The organism is Aeromicrobium sp. Leaf272, assembly GCF_001422865.1.
In the GTDB taxonomy this organism is placed as follows: Bacteria; Actinomycetota; Actinomycetes; order Propionibacteriales; family Nocardioidaceae; genus Aeromicrobium.
Window position 1 is genome coordinate 5,317 of the sequence record NZ_LMMY01000010.1, and the last position, 22,244, is coordinate 27,560.

General features: G+C 71.9%; 25 protein-coding genes. 14 read left to right on the plus strand and 11 right to left on the minus strand.

Annotated features, from left to right (window positions below; all coding sequences use genetic code 11):
• The coding region (locus ASF38_RS17920) for a hypothetical protein (protein WP_162237310.1) at window positions 1-543 on the plus strand (543 nt) is incomplete at its 5' end.
• 65 nt (window positions 544-608) lie between these two features.
• Here ASF38_RS17920 and ASF38_RS05255 read toward each other — a convergent pair.
• Window positions 609-1,997, minus strand: coding sequence for a wax ester/triacylglycerol synthase family O-acyltransferase (locus tag ASF38_RS05255; protein WP_082480457.1), 1,389 nt, complete (start codon window positions 1,995-1,997; stop codon window positions 609-611).
• A 113-nt stretch (window positions 1,998-2,110) separates the two neighbouring features.
• On the opposite strand from ASF38_RS05255, the gene ASF38_RS05260 reads away from it, so the two are divergent.
• From ASF38_RS05260 to fdhD, 5 genes are all read left to right on the plus strand, one after another.
• Window positions 2,111-3,208 carry an alpha/beta hydrolase gene (locus tag ASF38_RS05260; protein WP_156364641.1) on the plus strand — a complete coding sequence of 366 codons (1,098 nt, stop codon included), beginning with the start codon at window positions 2,111-2,113 and terminating at the stop codon, window positions 3,206-3,208.
• A gap of 86 nt (window positions 3,209-3,294) precedes the next feature.
• Complete coding sequence (locus tag ASF38_RS05265) at window positions 3,295-5,736, plus strand: FdhF/YdeP family oxidoreductase (RefSeq protein ID WP_369815171.1); 2,442 nt, start codon at window positions 3,295-3,297, stop codon at window positions 5,734-5,736.
• The gene (locus ASF38_RS05270; protein WP_056574228.1) at window positions 5,733-6,308 is read left to right on the plus strand and encodes a molybdenum cofactor guanylyltransferase; all 576 of its coding nucleotides are present in this window, start codon (window positions 5,733-5,735) and stop codon (window positions 6,306-6,308) included. Before ASF38_RS05265 ends, ASF38_RS05270 begins: the two co-directional genes overlap by 4 nt.
• Window positions 6,305-6,574, plus strand: coding sequence for a DUF6457 domain-containing protein (locus tag ASF38_RS05275; RefSeq protein ID WP_082480458.1), 270 nt, complete (start codon window positions 6,305-6,307; stop codon window positions 6,572-6,574). Before ASF38_RS05270 ends, ASF38_RS05275 begins: the two co-directional genes overlap by 4 nt.
• Entirely contained in the window at window positions 6,571-7,395 is an 825-nt protein-coding gene (gene fdhD, locus ASF38_RS05280; RefSeq protein WP_055968656.1) for a formate dehydrogenase accessory sulfurtransferase FdhD, read from the plus strand. The genes ASF38_RS05275 and fdhD overlap by 4 nt, the downstream gene beginning before the upstream one ends.
• A gap of 24 nt (window positions 7,396-7,419) precedes the next feature.
• Here the strand turns inward: fdhD and ASF38_RS05285 are convergent, their stop codons facing one another.
• Entirely contained in the window at window positions 7,420-8,949 is a 1,530-nt protein-coding gene (locus tag ASF38_RS05285; RefSeq protein ID WP_056574231.1) for an OFA family MFS transporter, read from the minus strand.
• A gap of 139 nt (window positions 8,950-9,088) precedes the next feature.
• Here ASF38_RS05285 and ASF38_RS05290 point away from each other — a divergent pair, with 139 nt between their 5' ends.
• Genes ASF38_RS05290 through ASF38_RS05305 form a run of 4 tightly spaced genes read left to right on the plus strand, consistent with a single transcriptional unit; the run spans window position 9,089 to window position 12,474 of the window.
• A complete protein-coding gene (locus ASF38_RS05290; RefSeq protein ID WP_056574235.1) occupies window positions 9,089-10,357 on the plus strand; it encodes a magnesium transporter MgtE N-terminal domain-containing protein in 1,269 nt (422 codons plus the stop codon).
• Between the two features lie 31 nt (window positions 10,358-10,388).
• On the plus strand, window positions 10,389-10,928 hold the full coding sequence (locus tag ASF38_RS05295; RefSeq protein WP_055970175.1) for a DUF1003 domain-containing protein: 540 nt from the start codon (window positions 10,389-10,391) through the stop codon (window positions 10,926-10,928).
• 48 nt (window positions 10,929-10,976) lie between these two features.
• Window positions 10,977-12,155 carry an Mrp/NBP35 family ATP-binding protein gene (locus ASF38_RS05300; RefSeq protein ID WP_055968663.1) on the plus strand — a complete coding sequence of 393 codons (1,179 nt, stop codon included), beginning with the start codon at window positions 10,977-10,979 and terminating at the stop codon, window positions 12,153-12,155.
• A 19-nt stretch (window positions 12,156-12,174) separates the two neighbouring features.
• Entirely contained in the window at window positions 12,175-12,474 is a 300-nt protein-coding gene (locus ASF38_RS05305; protein WP_235492879.1) for a sec-independent translocase, read from the plus strand.
• Window positions 12,475-12,502: 28 nt separating this feature from the next.
• Here ASF38_RS05305 and ASF38_RS05310 read toward each other — a convergent pair whose 3' ends face one another.
• Window positions 12,503-13,345: an anti-sigma factor gene (locus ASF38_RS05310; protein ID WP_055968666.1), complete on the minus strand. Its 843-nt coding sequence runs from the start codon at window positions 13,343-13,345 to the stop codon at window positions 12,503-12,505.
• Complete coding sequence (gene sigE, locus ASF38_RS05315; protein WP_055970178.1) at window positions 13,345-13,932, minus strand: RNA polymerase sigma factor SigE; 588 nt, start codon at window positions 13,930-13,932, stop codon at window positions 13,345-13,347. The genes ASF38_RS05310 and sigE overlap by 1 nt, the downstream gene beginning before the upstream one ends.
• 221 nt (window positions 13,933-14,153) lie before the next feature.
• Here sigE and ASF38_RS05320 point away from each other — a divergent pair, with 221 nt between their 5' ends.
• Window positions 14,154-14,783 (plus strand): O-methyltransferase, encoded by a 630-nt coding sequence (locus tag ASF38_RS05320; protein WP_055970181.1) that lies wholly within the window; start codon window positions 14,154-14,156, stop codon window positions 14,781-14,783.
• A 9-nt stretch (window positions 14,784-14,792) separates the two neighbouring features.
• On the opposite strand, the gene ASF38_RS05325 is transcribed toward ASF38_RS05320, so the two are convergent.
• Both ASF38_RS05325 and ASF38_RS17090 read right to left on the minus strand, forming a co-directional pair.
• A complete protein-coding gene (locus ASF38_RS05325; RefSeq protein ID WP_235497445.1) occupies window positions 14,793-15,122 on the minus strand; it encodes a hypothetical protein in 330 nt (109 codons plus the stop codon).
• Window positions 15,123-15,139: 17 nt separating this feature from the next.
• On the minus strand, window positions 15,140-15,301 hold the full coding sequence (locus ASF38_RS17090) for a DUF3117 domain-containing protein (RefSeq protein WP_162237311.1): 162 nt from the start codon (window positions 15,299-15,301) through the stop codon (window positions 15,140-15,142).
• A gap of 153 nt (window positions 15,302-15,454) precedes the next feature.
• Here ASF38_RS17090 and ASF38_RS05330 point away from each other — a divergent pair, with 153 nt between their 5' ends.
• Window positions 15,455-16,057 (plus strand): enoyl-CoA hydratase-related protein, encoded by a 603-nt coding sequence (locus ASF38_RS05330; protein WP_056574239.1) that lies wholly within the window; start codon window positions 15,455-15,457, stop codon window positions 16,055-16,057.
• Window positions 16,058-16,127: 70 nt separating this feature from the next.
• Here ASF38_RS05330 and ASF38_RS05335 read toward each other — a convergent pair whose 3' ends face one another.
• Window positions 16,128-16,718 carry a hypothetical protein gene (locus tag ASF38_RS05335; protein WP_056574244.1) on the minus strand — a complete coding sequence of 197 codons (591 nt, stop codon included), beginning with the start codon at window positions 16,716-16,718 and terminating at the stop codon, window positions 16,128-16,130.
• A gap of 92 nt (window positions 16,719-16,810) precedes the next feature.
• Window positions 16,811-17,371 (minus strand): DNA-3-methyladenine glycosylase I, encoded by a 561-nt coding sequence (locus tag ASF38_RS05340; protein ID WP_056574246.1) that lies wholly within the window; start codon window positions 17,369-17,371, stop codon window positions 16,811-16,813.
• A 104-nt stretch (window positions 17,372-17,475) separates the two neighbouring features.
• Between ASF38_RS05340 and ASF38_RS05345 the strand changes: the two genes are divergently transcribed.
• Window positions 17,476-18,276: an ion transporter gene (locus ASF38_RS05345; protein WP_055968677.1), complete on the plus strand. Its 801-nt coding sequence runs from the start codon at window positions 17,476-17,478 to the stop codon at window positions 18,274-18,276.
• A gap of 83 nt (window positions 18,277-18,359) precedes the next feature.
• Window positions 18,360-19,040 carry a hypothetical protein gene (locus tag ASF38_RS05350; RefSeq protein ID WP_055968681.1) on the plus strand — a complete coding sequence of 227 codons (681 nt, stop codon included), beginning with the start codon at window positions 18,360-18,362 and terminating at the stop codon, window positions 19,038-19,040.
• Here ASF38_RS05350 and ASF38_RS05355 read toward each other — a convergent pair.
• The 3 genes from ASF38_RS05355 to dapE are packed head-to-tail and all read right to left on the minus strand — an operon-like array spanning window position 19,017 to window position 21,632.
• The gene (locus ASF38_RS05355; protein WP_056574249.1) at window positions 19,017-19,847 is read right to left on the minus strand and encodes a TrmH family RNA methyltransferase; all 831 of its coding nucleotides are present in this window, start codon (window positions 19,845-19,847) and stop codon (window positions 19,017-19,019) included. The two genes, ASF38_RS05350 and ASF38_RS05355, sit on opposite strands and share 24 nt — an antisense overlap.
• Before the next feature lie 7 nt (window positions 19,848-19,854).
• Entirely contained in the window at window positions 19,855-20,574 is a 720-nt protein-coding gene (locus tag ASF38_RS05360) for a TIGR00730 family Rossman fold protein (protein WP_235492851.1), read from the minus strand.
• Window positions 20,571-21,632 (minus strand): succinyl-diaminopimelate desuccinylase, encoded by a 1,062-nt coding sequence (gene dapE / locus ASF38_RS05365; protein ID WP_056574252.1) that lies wholly within the window; start codon window positions 21,630-21,632, stop codon window positions 20,571-20,573. The genes ASF38_RS05360 and dapE overlap by 4 nt, the downstream gene beginning before the upstream one ends.
• Window positions 21,633-22,244: the final 612 nt, after the last annotated feature.

The window sequence follows — 22,244 nt, forward strand, 5'->3', positions numbered from 1 at the left end:
GAGGCCGGCGCCTACCTCGGCGCGAAGACCACCCCCGACGGCTACGTGGCCTACTACCGCAGCTCCGTCAAGGGTGACGCCTTCGGCACCTTCACCGGGGTCGACGCCTCGGCCACGGCATCGGGCGACGGTCTCTACGCACTCAACATGGACGAGGACGGCAAGCCCGAGAGCGTCACGCTCACCATGGGCGTGTCCTACGGCGCCGACGCCGGCGACATCGCCTCCAACTCCGACGACCAGACCTACAAGGAGTACCAGGCCACCGTGCCGCTGACGGGCGACCCGCTCCAGGACGCCCCGATCCTGGCGGCTCTGACGGGCAACCCGCTGGCGACGAGCAACTTCATCAACGCCGCTCGCGACTTCGGCACGATGACGGAGAACACCTACTCCCAGGACCCGAACACCTACGGCATCAACATCAGCGGCGAGCTGCTGGGCGAGATCGGCGGCTCCGCGGAGGTGGACTTCACCAACCGCGAGCTCACGGACTCGAAGTACTGGGACGGCTCTCAGTTCGTCGACCGCCCGGACTGCTGACCCGGACCGGACCGGTCACCCGCCGACGGGCCGTCCTCCCCGAGACCCGGGAGGACGGCCCCCGGTCAGCCCCAGGCCGTCTCGAGCTCGGCGAGCGACGTCTCGAGGTGGGTGAGCAGACGCTGCAGGTGCGGCACGCTGCGTCGGCACCCGATGATGCCGAAGTCCAGGTAGCGGTCCCGGCTGCACAGCGTCACGTTGACGGCCTGCCCGTCCAGCACGATCGAGACCGGGTACATGCCGTCGAGCTTGGCGCCGTTGTAGTACATCGGGCTCGTCGGCCCGGGCACGTTGGAGATCACGACGTTGAACGGCGGGTGCGTGTACCGGACGAAGCCGGGCACGGGCGTGAGGGCCAACGGCGCCATCTGCAGGGCGGAGAAGGCGAGGATCTGCGTCGGGGACAGGCCACCGAGGATCTTCTTGGCCCGCTTGGACGAGTAGGCGATCTCCTCCAGGCGGGTCGCACCGTTCTCGACGTCGGTGGCCAGGTTCACCACGATCACGCCGACCGAGTTGCCGGTCGCCTCCTCGGTCGACCCGGCCGACTCGGCCCGCAGCGCCAGGGAGACGGGAACCATGGCGGTCATCGGGTCGTCGGGCAGGGCGTTCTGCTCGAGCAGGTACTCCCTGAGCGCACCGGCCACCATCGCCAGCACGACGTCGTTGAGCGTGGTGGCGGAGGACTTGGCGACCCGCTTGATCCGTTCGATCTCCCACGACTGGGCCGCGAACCGACGTGCACCGCCCACCGGACCGTTGAGGATGGTCTTGGGCGCTCGCGGCAGGGTGACGTCGCCCTCGCGGACGATCTGGTTGACGATCCGCATCGAGGCCGGCAGGAGCCCGGCCACGTCCTCGGCCACCGCCAGGCCGCCCCGGAGCACGCCGAGGGGGTCGGGCAGCCGTCGGGACACCTCCGTGGTCGGCCGCTGCCGGGACGGGAGGGCCCACGGCGGCACGCAGTCGCGCCGCTCCGGGTCCTCGCTGAGGGAGCGCTGCATGAGCCGCAGCGCCGAGACGCCGTCGACCATCGAGTGGTGGACCTTGCTGTACACGGCGAACCGGCCGTCCTGCAGGCCCTCGACCACGTGCGTCTCCCACAGCGGGCGGTGCCGGTCCAGGAGCGACCCGTGCCAGCGTGACGTGAGCTGGAGCAGCTCGCGGATCCGCCCCGGCGGCGGGACCGCCGAGTGACGGACGTGGTACTCCAGGTCGATGACGTCGTCCTGCGCCCACCACGTCTGGCCCACGAGGCCGACGGGCTCGGCAGGCCTCTTGCGGAACGTCGGCGAGATGTGGTCGACCGAGCGGAACCCCTCGACGAGGTCGCGCACGAACTCCGGGCCGGCGCCCTCCGGGGGCTGGAACAGCTGCAGCCCACCGACGTGCATGGGGTGCTCACGGGACTCCGCCAGCAGGAACATCGAGTCCGTGGGGGGCATGAAGGGCATGCGATCAATCTCCTGCGGCAGAGGAAGGGCTGCCGCTAAGGTAACGACCTCGTGTGGCGCAGGTCACCGGGTGTGACATATTCGTGAACACTGCATGACGACGGGAGAGTCACATGGGGAGCACCACGGATCGCCGATCCGCTCGAGCCGGGGCCGTGGGCCACCTGTCGTTGGCGGCCGAGGCTCGGTTCGTCGAGGGCGCGAGCCTGCAGTCCCAGGTCCTCGGTCTGGGCCTGCGGCACACGGTCCGCCCGCTCCTCGACCTGTGGACGCGCCTGCCGTTCGACCTCTTCCCGCCCAACCTGCTGGAGCACGCCGCTCGGCTCCTGCCGGTGCAGGAGGGGACGAGCTGGCGCACGGTCGACCTCGCGCGCTGCGGCAGCGAGCTGGTGCTCGCGCGGGACGTGCGCGACATCCACGGCGGCAACCCCAAGGTGATCCTGTACTTCCACGGCGGCGCGTTCCTCACCTGCGGGCTGAACACGCACCGCCGACTCGTCTCGCGCATCTCCGACGCGTCCGGCCAGCCGGTGCTCAACGTCGGCTACCGCCAGATGCCCTACGAGCCGATCGCCGAGTCGGTCGCCGACGGCGTCGACGCGTTCCGCTGGCTGCTCGACCAGGGCTACCGTGCCGAGGACGTCACCATCACCGGCGACTCCGCCGGCGGCTACCTGGCCTTCAGCGTGGCTCGCGCCGTGCTCGACGCCGGTCTGGGCCGCCCCGCGGGCGTGGTGGCCATCTCGCCCCTGCTCGACGTCGACGCCACCCGCAAGCGCCAGCACCGCAACGCCGACCGCTGCCAGACCTTCCCGCTGCGTGCCCTCGAGAAGTTCACCGAGGTCTCGCTGCGCATGGACACGCGCCGCGGCATCCACGGACAGCGGACCTGCCCGGTCGACATGCCCCTCGAGGATATGCCACCGGCCCTCATCCAGATCGGGTCCCGCGAGATCCTGCTCGCCGACGCCGAGCACATGGCCGCACGGCTGGTGCAGGCCGGCGTTCCCGTCGACCTGCAGGTCTGGGACCGCCAGGTGCACGTCTTCCAGGCTGCCGCGTCGTGGGTGCCGGAGGCACGGGCGGCGATCGAGGAGATCGGCGACTTCGTCACCGGCCTCAGCGCGCAGCAGGCTCAGGCCCCGGAGCAGGACACCGTCGCCGCGCCTCGGCGACGCAGCAGCCGGCGCACCGGCGTCGCCGCCGTCTGAGCGGCGCCCTCCCCACACGCGAGGCGGCTCCGACCCCGAGCGGGTACGGTCGAAGGTGACCGCCGCCACGCATCGGGAGGACCACCGTGAGCACTTCTTCGTCCACGCCGCACGCACCCGGAGCAGGTGACGCGCAGGTCGTCGCGGGCTTCGGCGTCCAGGACGAGAGCGGCCTGGAGGTCCACGCCCCCAAGGACGCCGCCGCCGGCGTCACGGCCGTCCGGGTCTCGATGGAGCGCGCCCTGTCCCACATGGGGCCGAAGCGCACCGGGCAGACCCTGCTCAAGCTCAACCAGGCCGACGGCTTCGACTGCATGTCGTGCGCCTGGCCCGACCCCGACCCCGACGAGCGCCACGCCGCGGAGTTCTGCGAGAACGGCGCCAAGGCCGTCGCCGAGGAGGCCACCCGGGCCCGGGCCACGCCGGAGTTCTTCGCCCGGCACTCCATCGCCGATCTCGACGCCCACGACGAGTACTGGCTCGGCCAGCAGGGCCGGATCACCCACCCCATGGTCAAGCGACCGGGCGGCACGCACTACGAGCAGATCGGCTGGGACGACGCGTTCGCGCTCGTCGCGCAGCACCTGACGGGACTCGACTCCCCCGACGAGGCGATCTTCTACACGTCCGGTCGCGCGTCGAACGAGTCCGCCTTCGTGTACCAGCTGTTCATCCGTGCCTTCGGCACGAACAACCTGCCCGACTGCTCGAACATGTGCCACGAGTCGACCAGCGTGGCGCTCGCCGAGTCCATCGGCATCGGCAAGGGCAGCGTCAGCCTGCGCGACATCTACGACGCCGAGCTCATCGTCATCGCCGGCCAGAACCCGGGCACGAACCACCCGCGCATGCTGTCGGCGCTGGAGATCGCCAAGCGACGTGGCGCCAAGATCATCTCGATCAACCCGCTCCGCGAGGCCGGCCTGGTCAACTTCCGCAACCCGCAGAAGCCGCGCGGCGTCGTGGGTCGCGGCACGCCGATCGCCGACCTGCACCTGCCGATCCGCATCAACGGCGACCTCGCCCTCTTCCAGGCCATCGGCCACCTGCTCGAGCAGTGGGGGGCGGTCGACAGCGCCTTCGTCGAGCAGTACACCGCCGGCTACGACGCCTGGGCCGAGCACGTCCGCGCGCTGGACTGGGACGTCGTCGCCGCCGCGACCGGTCTGTCGCGGGAGCAGATCGAGGAGGCGGCGCGCATGATCGCCGACTCCGACGCCACCATCTACTGCTGGGCCATGGGTCTCACGCAGCACCGCAACGCCGTGGCGACCATCAAGGAGGTCGTCAACCTCGCGCTGGTGCGCGGCGACATCGGCAAGCGAGGTGCGGGCGTCTGCCCCGTGCGAGGTCACTCCAACGTGCAGGGCGACCGCACGATGGGCATCTGGGAGAAGGCACCCGACCACTTCCTCGACGCGCTCCAGGCCGAGTTCGGCTTCGACCCGCCCCGCGAGCACGGCTACGACACCGTCGACGCCGTCCGCGCGCTGCGTGACGGCAAGGCGAAGGTGTTCATGGGGCTGGGCGGCAACTTCGTGCACGCGGTCTCCGACACCGACGTCGCCGCCGAGGCGCTGCGCAAGGCCGAGCTGACCGTGCACGTGTCGACGAAGATCAACCGCTCCCACCTCACGCACGGCGAGACCGCCCTCATCCTGCCGACCCTGGGCCGAACGGAGATCGACGTGCGTGCGTCGGGTCCTCAGTTCGTGACCGTCGAGGACTCCATGTCGTCGGTGCACGCCTCGCGCGGCCCCCTCGAGCCGGCGAGCCCCGAGCTGCGCTCGGAGACCGCGATCGTCTGCGGCATCGCCCGGGCCACGCTGCGCCAGGACGACGGGAGCGACGTGCACGGCATCGACTGGGACGCGATGGCCGAGGACTACGGCATCATCCGCGGACACATCTCACGCGTCGTGCCGGGCTGCGAGGACTACGAGCGCAAGGTGGACCGGCCGGGCGGCTTCGTGCTTCCCCACCCGCCCCGCGACTCGCGCACGTTCCGCACCACGAGCGGCAAGGGCGAGATCGCGGTGTCGCCGATCGAGGTGCTCCACGTGCCCGACGGCCACCTGCTGCTGCAGACCCTGCGCAGCCACGACCAGTTCAACACCACGATCTACGGGCTCAGCGACCGCTACCGCGGCATCGAGGACGCACGCCGCGTGGTCATGGTGCACCCCGACGACGTGGCCGCGCTCGGGTGGAACGAGGGCGACGTCGTCGACCTCGTCACTCACTGGGAGGACGACGACGTCGACCGCGTGGCGCCCGGGTTCCGCATCGTCTCCTACGACACCCCGCGCGGCACGGCGGCGGCCTACTACCCGGAGACCAACCCGTTGGTGCCGCTCGACTCGGTCGCCGAGCACAGCAACACCCCGACGTCGAAGTCCGTGGTCATCCGGCTCGTCCCCGCCTCGGCGACACGTGACGGCGAGGGCGCGGACGGCACGCAGGACGCGACCGAGAGCGACACCGAGCACCGGTCCCGTCCCAACCCGGAGCCCTTGCACCTCTCGTGACGGGCGCACCGAGGTCCGCCGTCGGGGCGGTCGTGCTGGCCGGTGGCACCAGTCGGCGGTGGGACGGAGCCGACAAGACGCGCGCCGTCGTCGATGGACTGTCCCTGCTGGAGCACGCGCTCGCAGCCCTGCCGACGGAGGCGGCCGTGGTGGTCGTCGGCCCGGAGCGGCCCACGCCGCGGCCCGTGCGGTGGACCCGCGAGGAGCCGGCCGGCGCCGGTCCTGCGGCCGGCCTCCAGGCCGGGCTGCGGGCTCTGCCCGACGACCTCCCCGTGGTGGTGCTGGCGGCCGACCTGCCCCGCGCGGCCGCGCTCGTCGACACCCTGCTCTCTGCCCCGCTCGGCGGGGGCGCGCGCGTCCTCACCGACGAGAGCGGCCGGGCGCACTGGACGTCGGCCCTGCTCTCCCCCGACGCCGCACGCACCGTGAGGGACCTTCCCGACCTCGCGGACGCGTCGCTGCACAGCGTGTTCGCACACCTCGACGTGACCCTTGCGCCCGCACCGGCGGGAGCGACCCACGACCTCGACACCCCCGACGACCTCAGGACCCTCCAGGAGGACCGACCGTGAGCGACCGCGACGAGACGATGCAGACCTGGTGGCACGCCCTGTGCGCCGAGCTGGGCGTGGACGACCCCGGGACCGACGTGACGCAGGTGCTGGACCTGGCGGCTGTCGCCGCGCACGCCGTCGTGCGTCCCGCCGCGCCCCTGACGACCTTCCTCGTCGGGTACGCCGCCGGCCTGGCCGGTGGTGGCACCGACGCGGTGCAGCGTGCGACGGATCGGGCCGCGGCCCTCGCGGAGGTCTCGGCGACGACCGAGGACCCGGCATGACCAAGCCCGTGCAGCGCCGCCGGATCCTGCGGGTGGAGGTGGGCGTGGGCGCCACGCCCCGCCACGACTCCCTCGCGGCCGAGGAGCCGCTCGAGATCCGCGTGGGTGGCACGTCGTTCGCCGTCACCATGCGCACGCCCGGCCACGACTTCGACCTCGTCGCCGGCTTCCTCGTCTCCGAGGGTGTCGTCACGAGCCCGGCCGACCTGCGCACGATGATCTACTGCGCGCCGGACCTCGACGAGAACACCTACAACGTCATCGATGTGGGCGTCACCGGTGCCGGCGGGGTCGTGGCGGCCAGCCGCGAGCGGAACGTCTACACGTCCAGCTCGTGCGGGGTGTGCGGGCTCGCCTCCATCGACGCCGTGGCCACGACCTCCGCCTTCGACGTGTCGGCCGACGCCGTGCGGGTCGAGGCGAAGGTGCTCGGCGCCCTTCCCGACCTGCTGCGCGACCAGCAGGCGGTGTTCGAGCGCACGGGTGGGCTGCACGCGGCCGGACTCTTCTCGTCCACCGGCGAGGCCCTCGCGGTGCGCGAGGACGTGGGGCGCCACAACGCCGTCGACAAGGTGGTCGGCCAGGCGCTCCGCGAGGATCGCCTGCCCCTGACCGGCTCGGTGCTGCAGGTGTCGGGCCGGGCGTCGTTCGAGCTCGTGCAGAAGGCCGCGATGGCCGGCGTCCCCGTGCTGGCCGCGGTGAGTGCACCCTCCTCGCTCGCCGTCGACCTCGCGGACCGGCTCGGCGTGACCCTCGTCGGCTTCTCCCGTGGCACGACGTTCAACGTGTACACCCACCCCGAGCGCGTCGTCGTCGACTGACACGCTCGGTGCGGGTGCACCGGGTCAGAACAACGCCGCCGCCTTGACCACCGTCTCGTACACGCCGTAGGCCAGCGGCACCCCGACCACGAGCCAGGCCACGACGGCCAGCGGCGTGACGCCCTCGGCCGTCGTGTCGTCACCGGCCGGGGCCGTCGCCACGGCCGGGTCGGTCGGCTCCGTGCGGCTGCCCTCGTCCTTGGGCTCGTGGAACCGCGAGGCGACCGGGCGCACGAGCAGGTTGGCCACGAAGCCCACCACCAGCACGCCGACCATGGTGAGCAGCGCCGGGCGGTAGTCGGCCGCAGTCAAGGCGCCCGGCTCGCCCCGCGCGTCGAGGAACCCGTTGATGATGAGCGGGCCTGCCACGCCGGCCGCCGACCACGCGGTGAGCAGGCGCCCATGGATGGCACCCACCTGGAACGTGCCGAAGAGGTCGCGCAGGTAGGCCGGGATCGTGGCGAACCCGCCGCCGTAGAAGCTGAGGATGCCGCCGGCCAGGACGACGAACAGCACCGTCGAGGTCGACCCACCGAGTGCCAGCGTCGCGTAGAGCACGATGCCCAGACCGAGGTAGAGCATGTAGATGTTCTTGCGCCCCACGATGTCGGACGTGGACGACCAGATGAACCGACCGGCCATGTTGCACAGCGAGAGGAAGCCGACGAAGCCCGCGGCCGCAGCAGCAGCCACGCTCGACTCCTCGCCCTCGCGGAAGAAGTCCTGGATCATCGGCGCGGCCTGCTCGAGGATGCCGATGCCCGCGGTGACGTTGCAGAACAGGACGATCCACAGCAGCCAGAACTGCGGCGTGCGGACCGCGTTGTTCGCCGACACGCTCTCGGTGGTGACGAGGGCCTTCTTCTTCACGGTGGACGGGTCGAAGCCCCGCGGGACCCACCCGTCGGCCGGGACCTTCACCAGCCAGGCCCCGAAGAGCATGACGACCAGGTAGCCCAGGCCGAGCGTCACGAACAGCAGGGCCACCGCCCGCCCCGACGCGATGCCGGACGCGGTGTCGTAGGCCGAGTCGTACCAGCCGAGGAGCGTGCTGGACACAGGGCTCGCGATCATCGCGCCGCCACCGAAGCCCATGATCGCCATGCCGGTGGCCAGGCCCGGGCGGTCCGGGAACCACTTGATGAGCGTGGAGACCGGCGAGATGTAGCCGATGCCCAGGCCGATGCCGCCGAGCACGCCGTACCCGAGGTAGAGCAGCCACAGCTGGCTGGTCGCGATGCCGAGCGCCCCCACCAGGAATCCCGCCGACCAGCAGGTCGCGGCGGCGACCATGGCGCGACGGGGACCGCCGGAGTCGACCCAGGTGCCGAACACGGCCGCCGAGACACCGAGCATGACGATCGCGATCGAGAAGACGATGCCGATCGCGGTGAGGCTGGTGTCGAAGTGCTGCACGAGCGAGGCCTTGTAGACGCTCGTCGCGTAGACCTGCCCGATGCACAGGTGCACCGCCAGGGCAGCCGGTGGGATCAGCCACCGGTTGAACCCGGGTCCGGCGACGGTGCGCTCGCGGTCGAGGAAGTGCGTGGACATGGTCCCCCTAGGTCGATCTCACGGGCGCGGCGGCGACCCGTGTGACGTGCGTCTCGCAGGATACGAGACACGGCGACGTCGCGCGCGCCCACCGCCCCACGGGGCCCGACCGTTCCCCGGCTCGCACTAGGCTGGGCGGGTGAGCTCCAGCCCCGGTCGCATCTTCCTGTCCCGCATCGTCGGGCAGGAGGTCTTCGACCCCGCGGGCGACCAGGTCGGCAAGCTGCGCGACGTCGTGGTGGCCGTGCGCTCCGCCCGCCAGCGACCCCGTGTGGTGGGCCTGGTCGTGGAGGTCCTGGGGCGGCGTCGGGTCTTCCTGCCGATCGGGCGGGTCACGTCGCTCGACTCGGGACAGATCATCACGACCGGCGTGCTCAACGTCCGCCGCTTCGAGAAGCGCAGCAGCGAGACCCTCGCCATCCACGAGCTCCTCGACCGCACGGTGTCCCTGCCCGACCAGCGCGGCGGCACGGTCTACGACCTGGCCATGGAGCAGGACACCCGGCGCGACTGGTTCATCGGCACCGTCGCCGTGCAGGAGACGGGCAAGCGCTTCGGTCGGCGCGGTGCCACCCACGTGGTCGACTGGGACGAGGTCGCCGGGCTGGTGGGCGAGGAGGCCTCCCAGGGCGCGACCCACCTGCTCGCGACGATGGACGAGATGCGGCCGGCCGACCTCGCGAACGCCCTGCTCGACCTTCCTGCCAAGCGGCGCACCGAGATCGTGGGCGAGCTGGTGGACGAGCGGCTCGCCGACGTCCTCGAGGAGCTTCCCGACACCGTCCAGGTGGAGATCCTGGGGGTGCTCGATCCCGAGCGCGCCGCCGACGTGCTCGAGGAGATGGACCCCGACGACGCCGCCGACCTGCTCGGCGAGCTGCCGACGGCCACGTCGGAGCAGCTGCTGGCCCTCATGGAGCCCGAGGACGCCGACGACGTCCGCCGACTGCTGGTCTACGAGGACCGGACGGCCGGCGGCATGATGACCACCGAACCGGTCATCCTTCCGCCCGACGCCACGATCGCCGAGGCGCTCGCCCGGGTCCGTGAGCCCGAGATCGGTCCGGCCCTGGCCTCGATGGTCTACGTGTGCCGGCCCCCCGTCGAGACGCCCACCGGCCGCTTCCTCGGGATCGTGCACGTGCAGGCGCTGCTGCGCGAACCGCCGTCGACCCTCGTCGGCGGGCTCGCCGACAACGACATCGACTGGCCCCGACCCGACGCGACGCTCGAGCAGGTCGCCAGCCTGCTGGCCTCCTACGACATGCTCGCGCTGCCCGTGGTCGACGAGAACAACCACCTCATCGGAGCCGTCACCATCGACGACGTGCTCGACCACCTGCTTCCCGAGGGCTGGCGCGAGCGTGATCCGAGCCCACGTCCGGCGGAGGTGACCACCCGTGGCTGAGCGCTCCGACGGCCGACGCCGACGCCCCGAGATCGGTCGCTCCCGCGGCGACCGCGACCAGGCCCGCCAGGAGCGGGCGCGGCTCGACCAGCCCCGCGACCGTCGTCGCTCCCTGCGCCCGAGGTCGGGCGACACCGACCGGTTCGGCCGCTTCGCGGAGACCTTCGCCCGGTTCATGGGCACGGCCAAGTTCCTCATCTGGATGACGCTGCTCATCATCATCTGGGTGGTCTGGAACGTCCCGTGGGGTCCGGACCGTCCACGCTGGGACGAGTACCCGTTCATCTTCCTGACCCTCATGCTGTCGCTGCAGGCGTCCTACGCCGCGCCGCTGATCCTGCTGGCGCAGAACCGCCAGGAGGCCCGCGACCGCGTGCAGCAGGAGCAGGACCGGCACGCCACCGCGCAGTCCCACGCCGACATGGAGTTCCTGGCCCGCGAGGTCGCGAGCCTGCGTCTCGGCCTCGGTGAGGTCGCCACCCGCGACTTCCTGCGATCGGAGCTGCGCGACCTCCTGGAGTCGCTGCAGACCCCGCCCGACGACGAGGACGGCGAGCCGACCGAGCAGTGAGGCTCGCCTGCGGGACCGGGACGCAGGTCCCGCCCGTACGATGGGCCCATGGCATCCGTCACCGACGAGTCCGTCACCGAGGAGCGGGTCCGCGAGGCCCTCGGCAGCGTGATCGACCCCGAGATCAAGCGTCCCGTCACCGAGCTCGGCATGGTCGACACGATCACGATCGACGACACGTCGATCACCGTGCGCATCCTGCTGACCGTCTCGGGCTGCCCCCTCAAGGAGACGCTCACCCGTGACACCACGGAGGCCGTCCAGAAGGTGGCCCCCCAGCACACCGTGCACGTGGACCTCGGCGTCATGACCGACGAGCAGCGCAAGAGCATGCGCGAGATGCTGCGCGGCGGCCAGGCCGAGCGCGAGATCCCCTTCGCCCAGGCCGGCTCGCTCACCAAGGTCTACGCGATCGCGTCGGGCAAGGGCGGCGTCGGCAAGTCCTCCGTCACCGTCAACCTGGCCGTGGCGATGGCGCAGCGCGGACTGAAGGTCGGCATCGTCGACGCCGACATCTACGGCCACTCGATCCCCGACATGATGGGCGTCGGCGACCGTCGCCCCACCCAGGTCGACGACATGATCCTCCCGGTGCCGGTCGCGGTCCCCGGCTCCCCGGACGCGCCCGACGTCAAGGTCATGAGCATCGGCATGCTCAAGCCCAAGCGTGACCAGGTGGTCGCGTGGCGCGGACCCATGCTCGACCGTGCGCTCGTGCAGATGCTGAGCGACGTGTTCTGGGGCGACCTCGACGCCCTGCTGCTCGACCTGCCCCCGGGCACCGGTGACATGGCCATCAGCCTCGGCCAGCACCTCTCCAACGCCGAGGTCGTCGTGGTCACCACGCCGCAGCAGGCGGCCGCCCAGGTCGCCGAGCGGGCCGGGACGATGGCCTCGATGATGCACCAGCGCGTGGTCGGCGTCATCGAGAACATGTCGTACCTGCTCACGCCCGCGGGCGAGCGGCTCGAGGTCTTCGGCAGCGGCGGCGCCGAGACCGTCGCACGCACCCTCGGCCAGCGGCTCGGCCACGACGTGCCCGTGCTCGGCAAGGTGCCGCTCGAGGAGCAGCTGCGCATCGGCGGCGACGACGGCCTGCCGATCGTCGCCACCCACCCCGACAGCGAGTCCGCGAAGATCCTGCTGCAGGTGGCCGACTCCCTCACCGGCCGTTCGCGCGGCCTGGCCGGGATGCAGCTCGGTCTCGCGCCCGTCGGTCGACTCTGAGGAACCGGCCGTGTTCGGGATGGGCTGGCCGGAGATCGGCCTGATCCTCGTGGTCGGCCTGCTGCTGTTCGGACCCGACAAGCTCCCGGGCATGGCCAAGCAGGCGGCTCAGATGGTGCGCACCGTGCGGCGGATGGCCGACAACGCCAAGAACGACCTCGGGCGCGAGCTGGGCCAGGACTTCTCCGACGTCGACCTGCGCAGCCTCGACCCCCGCGACGTGGTGCGGCGCCACCTCCTCGAGGAGTCCGAGACGCCCACCCGCGACCGGATCCTGCGTCCCGGCGAGCGGCCGCCGCACGACGACGAGGCGACCTGAGGGCCCTCACCGGTCGTCGTGGGAGCCGTCAGGCGGAGATCCAGGTCGTGACGCGGCTGAGGCCGTCGCCCAGGCGCTGACGCAGCCCGGGCTCGCCGAGCGGAGCGGGCAGGTCGCGCAGGGCCGGCGCCAGCCGGTCGTCACCCACGTCGGTCACGATCGTGTAGACCACGCCGTCCGCGTCCCACGTGACGATGCGCTCGCGGGGCGTCTCCCGCACCCACACCGGCCGGTCGGCGAGCCGACGAGGCTCGAAGCCCTGCAGGCCGTCGGTGTCGAGCGCGCCGTTCTGCTCGTGCAGGACCAGGCGGTGCAGGCCGTCGGTGTAGGTCAGCGAGACCGCTCCCTCGTCCTGCAGACGTCCCTCGACGCGCTCGAGGTCGTCACCCAGCTGACCGTGGCACGGCCAGCCGTTGGCGGTCAGGTCCTCCATGACCGCGGCGGTCATGACGTCGTTCCCGGCCATCGGGTCCGCACCGTGGAAGTCGGCTGCGTAGGTCTCGACGGGCGGCACCACCTCGTCGCCGATGCCACGGGCGCTCCCACCGGCGAGGTAGGCCGCCAGCGCCACGGCGAGGGAGGCGCCCACGAGCACGCCCGCCGCCCCGAGGGTGCTCGACCGCACGATCCGGGCCCAGGCGCTGGGCGCCGGAGGAGGCGGGGACGCCGGCACGGAGCTGAGCGAGGCGAGCAGCGACGCCGGAGGTCGCACGTCGGCGGACACCTGCATGCGTCGCTTGAGCTGGCGCTGCTGCGCCACCGCCTCGCGGCACCGCTCGCAGGACTGGACGTGACGCGCCGCGACCTCCGTGGCATCGGGCGAGAGCTGCCCGTCCACGAAGGCGGCGACGTCGGCGTCCAGATGGGCCATCAGGCTCCCACGGCTCCGAGGAAGCGGGTCCGGCCGGCGGTCGGGGCGCGGTGGGCGAGGGCGTGCCGCAGCTGCGTACGACCCCGGTGGATGCGCGAGCGGACCGTGCCGATCTTGACGCCCAGCACGTCGGCGATCTCCTCGTAGGACAGTCCCTCCACGTCGCACAGCACCACGGCGACGCGGAACTCCTCGGTGAGCGACGAGAGCGCGGCCTCGATGTCGGGGTCGAAGGCGGCGTCGTGCACGACCGACTCGGGTCGCTGCTCGCGCCCCTCCAGCCGCTCCTCGGCACCCTCGCTGAAGCCGTCCATGCGCAGCTTGCTCGTCCGACGCACCCGGTCGAGGAACAGGTTGGTCGTGATGCGGTGGATCCAGCCGTTGAAGTTGCCCGGCTCGTACCGGTCCAGCGAGCGGAACACACGGATGAAGACGTCCTGGGTGAGGTCCTCGGCGTCGTGGCGGTTGCCGGTGAGTCGGTACGCCAGGCGGTACACGCGGGCGGAGTGCTCCTCGACGATGGTCTCCCACGCGGTGTCGGCGTCCGTCGAGCCCTCGCCCGTCCGGGCGTCGCGCTCAGCGGTCATGACCTGCGTGCTCACGTCTTCTTCCTTCATGCATCGATCGTCGTGCCGTCTCCTGAGAGAACGCCCAGAGGACGCTGACGGTTCCCTCTCGATCATGGCGCATCCTGGGCCCCGGCACGACACGGCGAGCCCCGGGGCACGCAACGCCGTCAACCGTGACGACCTCACTATGCTGGCCCCACAGCCGCCGGACCCCCGGCACGCGCCACCGAGGAGTCATCATCACCAGCGAAGCCAGCCTCAGCTACGTCGAGGGCTACCTGAGCGAGGACGACCACCTCGCCGACGCGCGCCGCCGAGCCGACGAGGTGGGCGTGAGCCCGATCGGGGCGGCCGGTGGGGCGACGCTGCGCTTCCTGGCGTCCGTGCTGGATGCGCGTGCCGTGGCCGAGGTCGGCACGGGCACCGGCGTGTCCGGACTCTGGCTCCTGCGCGGCATGGCCGACGACGGCGTGCTCACCTCGGTGGACCTCGAGGCGGAGCACCAGCGTCACGCCCGGCAGGTCTTCACCCAGGCCGGCGTCGCGCCGCAGCGCTTCCGACTGATCGCCGGGTCGGCCCTCGACGTCATGCCCCGCCTCACCGACGAGGGCTACGACCTGGTCTTCGTCGACGGCGACAAGGTCGAGTACGGCGAGTACCTGGAGCAGTCACTGCGCCTCGTGCGCGTGGGCGGCGTCGTGGTCTTCGACAACGCGCTCTGGCACGACCGCGTGGCCGACCCCGAGCGCCGCGACGCCGAGACCGTCGCGATCCGCGAGCTGCTCACGCAGGCCGCGGTCGACGAGCGACTCGTGCCGGCCCTGCTCCCGGTGGGCGACGGCCTGCTGGCCGTGCGCCGCGTGGCCTGAGCGCCCGGCTCAGCGCTCGAAGGCCGGGGCCGAACGGAAGCCGGCTGGCCCCCGCACCACCGCGACGATCTCGCACGCCTCGATGAGCTCGGGCGGGCTGCCGATGATGCGGCTGCCCGGGAGGTCGGCGGCACCGGACTCCATGTCGGCCTGGAACGCGGCGCGTGCCTCGGCGTTCACGAACACGTAGGTGCCCTCGAACCACTCGCCCTCGCGGGCGCGCCAGGACTTGAACCGCAGGCCGTCGAGCCCCGCGAAGTGGGCGAAGCTGACGTCCTCGATGTACGCGCGCAGCTGCGCGAGGGTGTCCTCGGGTGCGCCGGTCAAGGACCAGCGCATCGTCAGACCGAACAAGCTCAAACGGCCTTGAGCGCGTCGCCGAGCGTCTCGGCTTCCTCGTTGTTCAGCTCGACCACGAGACGTCCACCGCCCTCGAGCGGGACCCGCATGACGATGCAGCGGCCCTCCTTGGTGACTTCCATCGGTCCGTCACCAGTACGAGGCTTCATGGCCGCCATGGGTTCCCCTTCCATTCGGTGACCGCCTTCCGGTCGCCTCAGGTTCCTATTATCTCTCATGCCCCCTCATCACTTCCAACCGGTGCGAAGGACGACGTGAGCACTCCAGGTCAGGACCACGACAGCACGGCGCAGCACCCCTCCGCTCCGGGCGTGACGAGGGTCGACCTGCGCACCCGGTCCGCCCCGGAGGCGGGCGCGATCGGGGCCGGATCGGCCTCTCGGCGTGTACGTGAGGCGCTCACCACGCCCGGTGTCCGCTGCCTGCTGCTCGTGCTCGACGAGTCCTCCGACGGGCTGGACGACGACGCGGTCCTGGCCGTGGCCGATGCCTCGGTGCCGGTGGTGGCGGCCCTCCTGGGGACGATCGACGGGCACGCGTCGGCCCTGGCGCTGGCCGCCGACCTTCGCGTGGCCGCAGCCGACGCCACCGTGCGGGTGGAGCCACTCGCGGGCGGCACGAGCGTCACCCTCCCGGGCGCCGTGGGCGAGGCCACGGCACGCCTGCTCCTGCTCGCGCCGCGAGCCGTCACCGCGGTCGACGCTCGACGGATCGGCTTGGTGCACGAGGTCCACGAGCGCGACCGGGCGCCGGCTGCGGCCGCGACGCTGGCCGCGGCAGTGGCCGACCGCGCGGGCCGCGGCGCTGCGGTGCTGCGGGCCTTGTCGCCCGAGGGAGCGGGCGCGCGCGTGGCACGGGCCGTCGAGAACGAGGCTCGCCTGCGTGGCGTGGTGGCCCTTCACCCTCAGGACTGAGCCGAGCGGGCCCGACCAGTCGAACCGGGGCCGGCTGCTGCCGCCGCGGGGCCCGGTCTGGAACCGAGGGTCAGGCGAGCCTGCGCTGCTCCTCGGCCTGCTGCTGCCAGGCCAGCAGCTCGGTGCGGGCCTCGAGCTCTGAGCTCTGGCTCGCCGCCAGCTCGTCGCGCAGGCGGCGCACCTCGGCGCGGGTGCCGAGCAGCGAGTCGCGCGTCTGCTGGAGCTCACCGTCGAGCGCGTCGGCGCGCCGTGCGGCGGCGACGTGCTCGGCCTCGGCCCGGGCGAGGGCCGCCTCTGCCTCGGCGATCTGCGCGGCCAGGTCCTCGATGCGGGTGTCGCGCACCTGCACCTTCTCGGCCATGGTGTCGGCGAAGGAGACCTGCTCGCGCTTGCGACGGGCGGCCTCGCGGCTCTGCTCGTGGGCGGTGACCGCGCGGTCACGGGCCCAGTCGCGACGCACCTGCGCGGTCTCGTTGGTCAGGAGCCGGGCGGCGACGGAGCAGACCGTCACGGCGTAGGCGACCGCGACCGCGAGAGCGGCGACGGTCGCGACCACGATCGCCGCCGTGCCGGCGACGATGGCGGACACGATGAGGACGACGGCGGCCAGCGTGCGCGTGGAGCGACGGCTGCGTCGAGCGGCGGGGCGGGGGGAGGTCATGGCGTCAGGGTAGGTGCGCTCTCCGCGTCGACACGGGAGGCGCACCGTGACGGATGGGGCGGATGTGACGGGAGGGGACGGCCGGGCACGCCCTAGGCGCGTCGGGCCAGGCACCCGACGAGGTGGTCGTCGACCATGCCGGTGGCCTGCATGAGGGCGTAGGCGGTGGTGGGGCCGACGAACTTGAAGCCGCGCTGCTTCAGCGCCTTCGCGAGGGCGGTGGACTCCGCCGAGGAGGCGGGCACGTCGTCGACCGTCCGGGGTGCCGGGTGGGAGTCCGGGGCGAAGGACCACACCAGGTCGCTGAGGCTCTCGCCCAGCTCGAGCGTCGCCCGGGCGTTGGAGATGGTCGACTCGATCTTGGCGCGGTTGCGGACGATGCCGGCGTCGGTCATGAGCCGTTCGACGTCGGACTCGTCGAACCGCGACACGAGCGCGGGCACGAACCCGACGAACGCGGCACGGAACGCCTCGCGCTTGCGCAGGATGAGCGACCACGACAACCCGGACTGGAACGCCTCGAGGCTGAGCCGCTCGAACATGGCCCGGTCGCCGCGCAGCTCGCGGCCCCACTCCTCGTCGTGGTAGCGCGCCAGGCCCGGGTCGCTGCCCCAGGGACAGCGCTCGAGCCCGTCGTGACCGGTGACCGTCATGGCCCGATCCTGCCAGGGACCGGGGACCTCCCGGCTACGCTGGCGCCGGCACCGCCCGACTTCCTCGACGTCCTCGCCCCGCCTTCACCTGCCGGAGACCGCCCGTGACCCCCGCCCGCGCCCGCGTGCTCACCCTCGTCGAGTCGTCCCGCTTCCAGTGGTTCATCATCGCCGTCATCGTCGTGAACGCGGCGGTGCTCGGCCTCGAGACGTCGCCGCAGCTGCTGCGCGACGCCGGTTGGCTCGTGCCGCTGGGGTGGACGACCGTGGGGATCTTCGTCGTGGAGATCGCGCTGCGGATCTACGCGCACGGCGGAGCGTTCTTCCGCGACGGCTGGAGCCTGTTCGACCTGTTCGTCGTCGCGGTGGCCCTGATCCCGGCCTCCGGCGCGCTCGGGGTCCTGCGGGTGCTGCGGGTGCTGCGCGTCCTGCGACTACTCTCGGCCGTGCGGTCGATGCGTCGGGTGGTCTCGGCCCTCGCCGCCACGATCCCGGGCATGGTCTCGATCGGTGCGCTGCTCCTCATGCTGGTCTACGTGTCCGGCGTGGTGTCGACGCAGCTGTTCAGCGGCACCGACCCCGAGCACTTCGGCGACCTGCCGACGTCGCTGCTGAGCCTGTTCCAGGTGATGACGGGCGACGACTGGGCGAACGTGATCCGTCCCGTCACGGACGCCCACCCTGCCTCGTGGGTCTTCTTCATCGCCTACATCCTCATCTCGACCTACATCGTGCTGAACCTGTTCATCGCCGTGGCCGTGGAGGCGCTGGAGATGCAGAACGAGGACGACAAGCGCGAGATCGTGGACGAGGTCGAGGAGAGCGAGCGCCTGGTGCTGGACGCGGTCACCGAGCTGCGCGCCGAGGTGGCCGCTCTCCGCGAGGAGCTCGGCCGCAGTAGGTGAGAGCACTGCTCTTGATCTTCGGGTCCCCGTGCTGCACGATGGGCCGAGAGAGCACTGCTCACAGTTCGTGACGTGGAGGACCCATGCGCACCCCGACCGACCCGCTCGACGACCGTCGTCTCCGTGCGGCTGCCCTGCTCGTGGCGGGCGCCGCTCTACTGGTCTATCCCCTGCTCCGTGGCCACGCGGTCGAGGACGGCCGGGCCGCGGCCGAGCTCTACGCACGTCCGGCCTGGCTCTGGGCCCACGTGCTCGCCATGGTCGGCTTCGTGCTCGTCGCCTGGGCCCTCGCGGCGGTCGACCGCACGGCTCACCGGGCCGCGGTGGCCGGCACGACGCTACTGCTCCCCTACTACGGGGCCGAGGCGTACGGCCTGCACGCGGTGGGCCGGCGCGTGCTCGAGACCGGCGACGAGACCGTTCTCTCGGCCACGACGGGCGCGGCCGACCTGTTCCGCTACGAGCCGGTGGCGATGACGCTGTTCGCTCTGGGCTGGGGCGCGCTGCTCGTCGCGGCCGTGCGGCTCGGGATCCTCGCGACCCGCGCGAGCGGGCTCACCCGTGCGGGCCTCGCCCTCGCGGCCGTCGCGCTCGCCACCTACCTCCCCCAGTTCTTCCTCCCGGGTGGTGGCCGCGTCGCGCACGGCACCGTCGCCGCGGCGGGGCTCGTCCTCCTCGCCGTGTCGCTCACGCGCGACGGCGGGGACGTGGGCTCGGCGGACGGCGGCGGACGACCGACGTCAGCGTCGCCGACGCTGGCGTGAGGCCTCGTAGAGCACGACGGAGGTGGCGTTGGCGGCGTTGAGCGACGAGGCGGTCCCGGTCATCGGGATGTGCACGACCAGGTCGCACGCCTCCCGCCACGCACTCGACAGGCCGCGGGTCTCGTTGCCCGTCACGACCACGGTCGGGCCGGTCAGGTCGGCGTCGGCCAGCTCGACCTCACCGTGCTCGTCGGTGCCCACGACCGCGACGTGGCCCAGGTCGCGACGCGCCGCCTCGACCCACGCGAGCACCTCGCGGGGGGACCCGAGGCGCACCGTCGGAACCGTCAACGCCGACCCGGTGGACGCCCGCACCGCTCTCGGCTCGTACGGGTCGCACGCATGACCACACACCACGAGACCGGTGCCGCCGAACGCGTCGACCGACCGGGCGATGCTGCCGACGTTGCCCGGGCTCGACGGTCGGTCGAGCACCACCGCGAGCAGGTCCGCCGGGACCGGGAGCCGCGCGACGTCGTCGGCGGGCTGGACGACCACCAGCACGACCTCGGGTCGGTCCTGCTCCTGCTCGGCGAGCTCGGCCAGCAGCTCCGCCGACAGCTCGTAGGCCGTGGCGCCGGACGCGACGGCGCGGGAGACCACGTCCTGGGCCCACTGCGACGGGCTCGGCCGGTCGTCGTGGAGCACGGCGTCGACGACCAGGCCACGGCGGTCCACCGCGTCCAGCGCCACCGTCACCGGGCGCACGCCCTGCACGAGCATCCGACCGAGCTGGTGACGCTTGCGCCGGTTGCCCAGCAGCGCCTCCCACTGCTGGAAGGCCGCGTTGCGCGAGGTGACCCTCACGTCGCCGCTACTCGGAGGCGACGGCGTCGAAGTGGGCGACCGCCTCGTCGACGTCGTCGGTGAGCAGCACGAGGTCGAGGTCGGCCTCGTTGATCTTGCCGTCAGGCAGCATCGTGTCGCGGAGCCAGTCGATCAGGCCCTGCCAGTACGCGGTGCCGAAGAGCACGATCGGGAACGTCGTGATCTTGCCCGTCTGCGAGAGCGTCAGCGCCTCGAACAGCTCGTCGAGCGTGCCGAACCCGCCTGGCATGACGATGTAGCCCTGGGCGTACTTGACGAACATCGTCTTGCGCACGAAGAAGTAGCGGAAGTTGATGCCCAGGTCGACCCACTCGTTGAGACCCTGCTCGTGCGGGAGCTCGATGCCGAGGCCCACAGACACGCCGCCGCAGTCGCTGGCCCCGCGGTTGGCGGCCTCCATGGCGCCGGGTCCACCACCGGTGATGACGGCGTAGCCGCGACTGCAGAGCTTCTCGGCGACCTCGCGGGCCTTCTCGTACATCGGGTCGTCGGGCTTGGTGCGGGCCGAGCCGAACACGGCGACGGCCGGACCCAGCTCGGAGAGGGCGCCGAAGCCCTCCACGAACTCGGCCTGGATGCGCAGCACGCGCCACGGATCGGTGTGCACCCAGTCCGTGGGTCCGCGCGAGTCGAGCAGACGCTGGTCGGTGGTGCTGGTGGGGATGCGGTCGCGGCGCAGACGCACCGGACCCTTCTGGTAGCTCATGCGGTCAGCCATCTCGTGAGGGCGTCCTCGACGGTGCGCAGGTGCGCGACGGGGACGTGTTCGTCCTGCTTGTGGGCGTAGATCGGGTCGCCGGGGCCGAAGTTGACCGCGGGGATCCCGAGCTGCGTGAACTGGGCGACGTCGGTCCAGCCGAACTTGGGACGGGGCTCCGCGCCGACCGCCGCGACGAACGCGGCTGCCGCCGGGTGGTCGAGCCCGGGCATCGCGCCGGGGGCGGAGTCGGTGACCGTGAGCTCGAAGCCCTCGAACACCTCCCCGAGGTGGGCCAGCGCGTCGGCCTCGCTGCGGTCGGGGGCGAAGCGGTAGTTGACCGTGACGGTGGCCAGGTCGGGCACCACGTTGCCGGAGACGCCCCCACTGATCGCCACGGCGTTGAGGCCCTCGCGGTACTCGAGCCCGTCGATGACCACGCGGCGGGGCTCGTAGTCGCGCAGCCGGACGAGCAGCTCGGCGGCGTCGTGGATGGCGTTGTGCCCCATCCAGGAGCGCGCCGAGTGGGAGCGCTCGCCGCGGGTGACGACGTCGACGCGGATCGTGCCCTGGCAGCCGGCCTCGACCGAGGCGACCGACGGCTCCATGAGGATCGCGAAGTCACCCTCGAGCAGCTCGGGGCGCTCCCGGGCGACGCGGCCGAGACCGTTGTACTTCGCGGCGATCTCCTCGGCGTCGTAGAACACGTAGGTCACGTCGCGGTTGGGGTCGGGCAACCCGACGGCGAGCCGCAGCGCGACCGCCACGCCGCCCTTCATGTCGCAGGTGCCGAGACCCCAGAGGGTGTCGCCGTCGAGCCGGGTCGGGAAGTTGCCGTTCGCCGGCACGGTGTCGAGGTGCCCCGCGATGACGACCCGCTCGTCCCGGCCGAGGTCGGTGCGCGCCACGAGCGTGTGGCCGTCGCGCACGACGGTGAGGTGCGAGGCCGCGTCGAGCACGGCGGCGACGGCGTCGGCGATCTCCGCCTCCTGGAGGCTCTCCGAGGCGATGTCGCAGAGGTCGGCCGTCAGCTGGACGACGTCGCGCGAGGGGTCGAGGACGGCCATGTCGACCACTCTAGGTCTCACTCCCCCGGGTGCCCGTCACCCGGCCCGGGCGATGCGGATGTGTCGTCAGGTGCGGCGGGCGTGGCCGATCTCGGGTGCTGCTGCGTCGCTGTGATGGCCTTCGCGTGGTGCTGCGTCGCTGCGGTGGGGTTTCGCGTGTGCTGCGTCGCTCGGCTGGGCGTTCGCTCGCTGCTGCGTCGCTGTGGCTACGAGTGGGCGTGGTCTCCGAGAGGGCCTCGACCGCAGCAGGGGGGTCTCGGCTCGGGTGGGTCTGCGGGGCGCGGCCACGATTCTCCCTCTGTTTGTGATCCACGCACGGTTCTTCCTTCGCGTGGACCGTGCCACGCGAAGGAAGAATCGTGGCGACGAAAAGGGCCCCCGCACGGGCAGGGATTCTCCCTTCTCGTGGACCGTCCCACGCAAAGGAAGAACCCCTGCCCACTCGCCGCGCCGTAGCCTCCGCTGGACGCAGGATTCTGCCTTTGCACACAACGACCTGAACGATGCTGCGTTGCTACGGGATCCCGTAGCGAACGCAGCATCCTTCGACCCCTCACGCACGAACGCAGAATCCTGCGTCACCCCCGGCCACGCTCCGAGAGCCCGACCGAC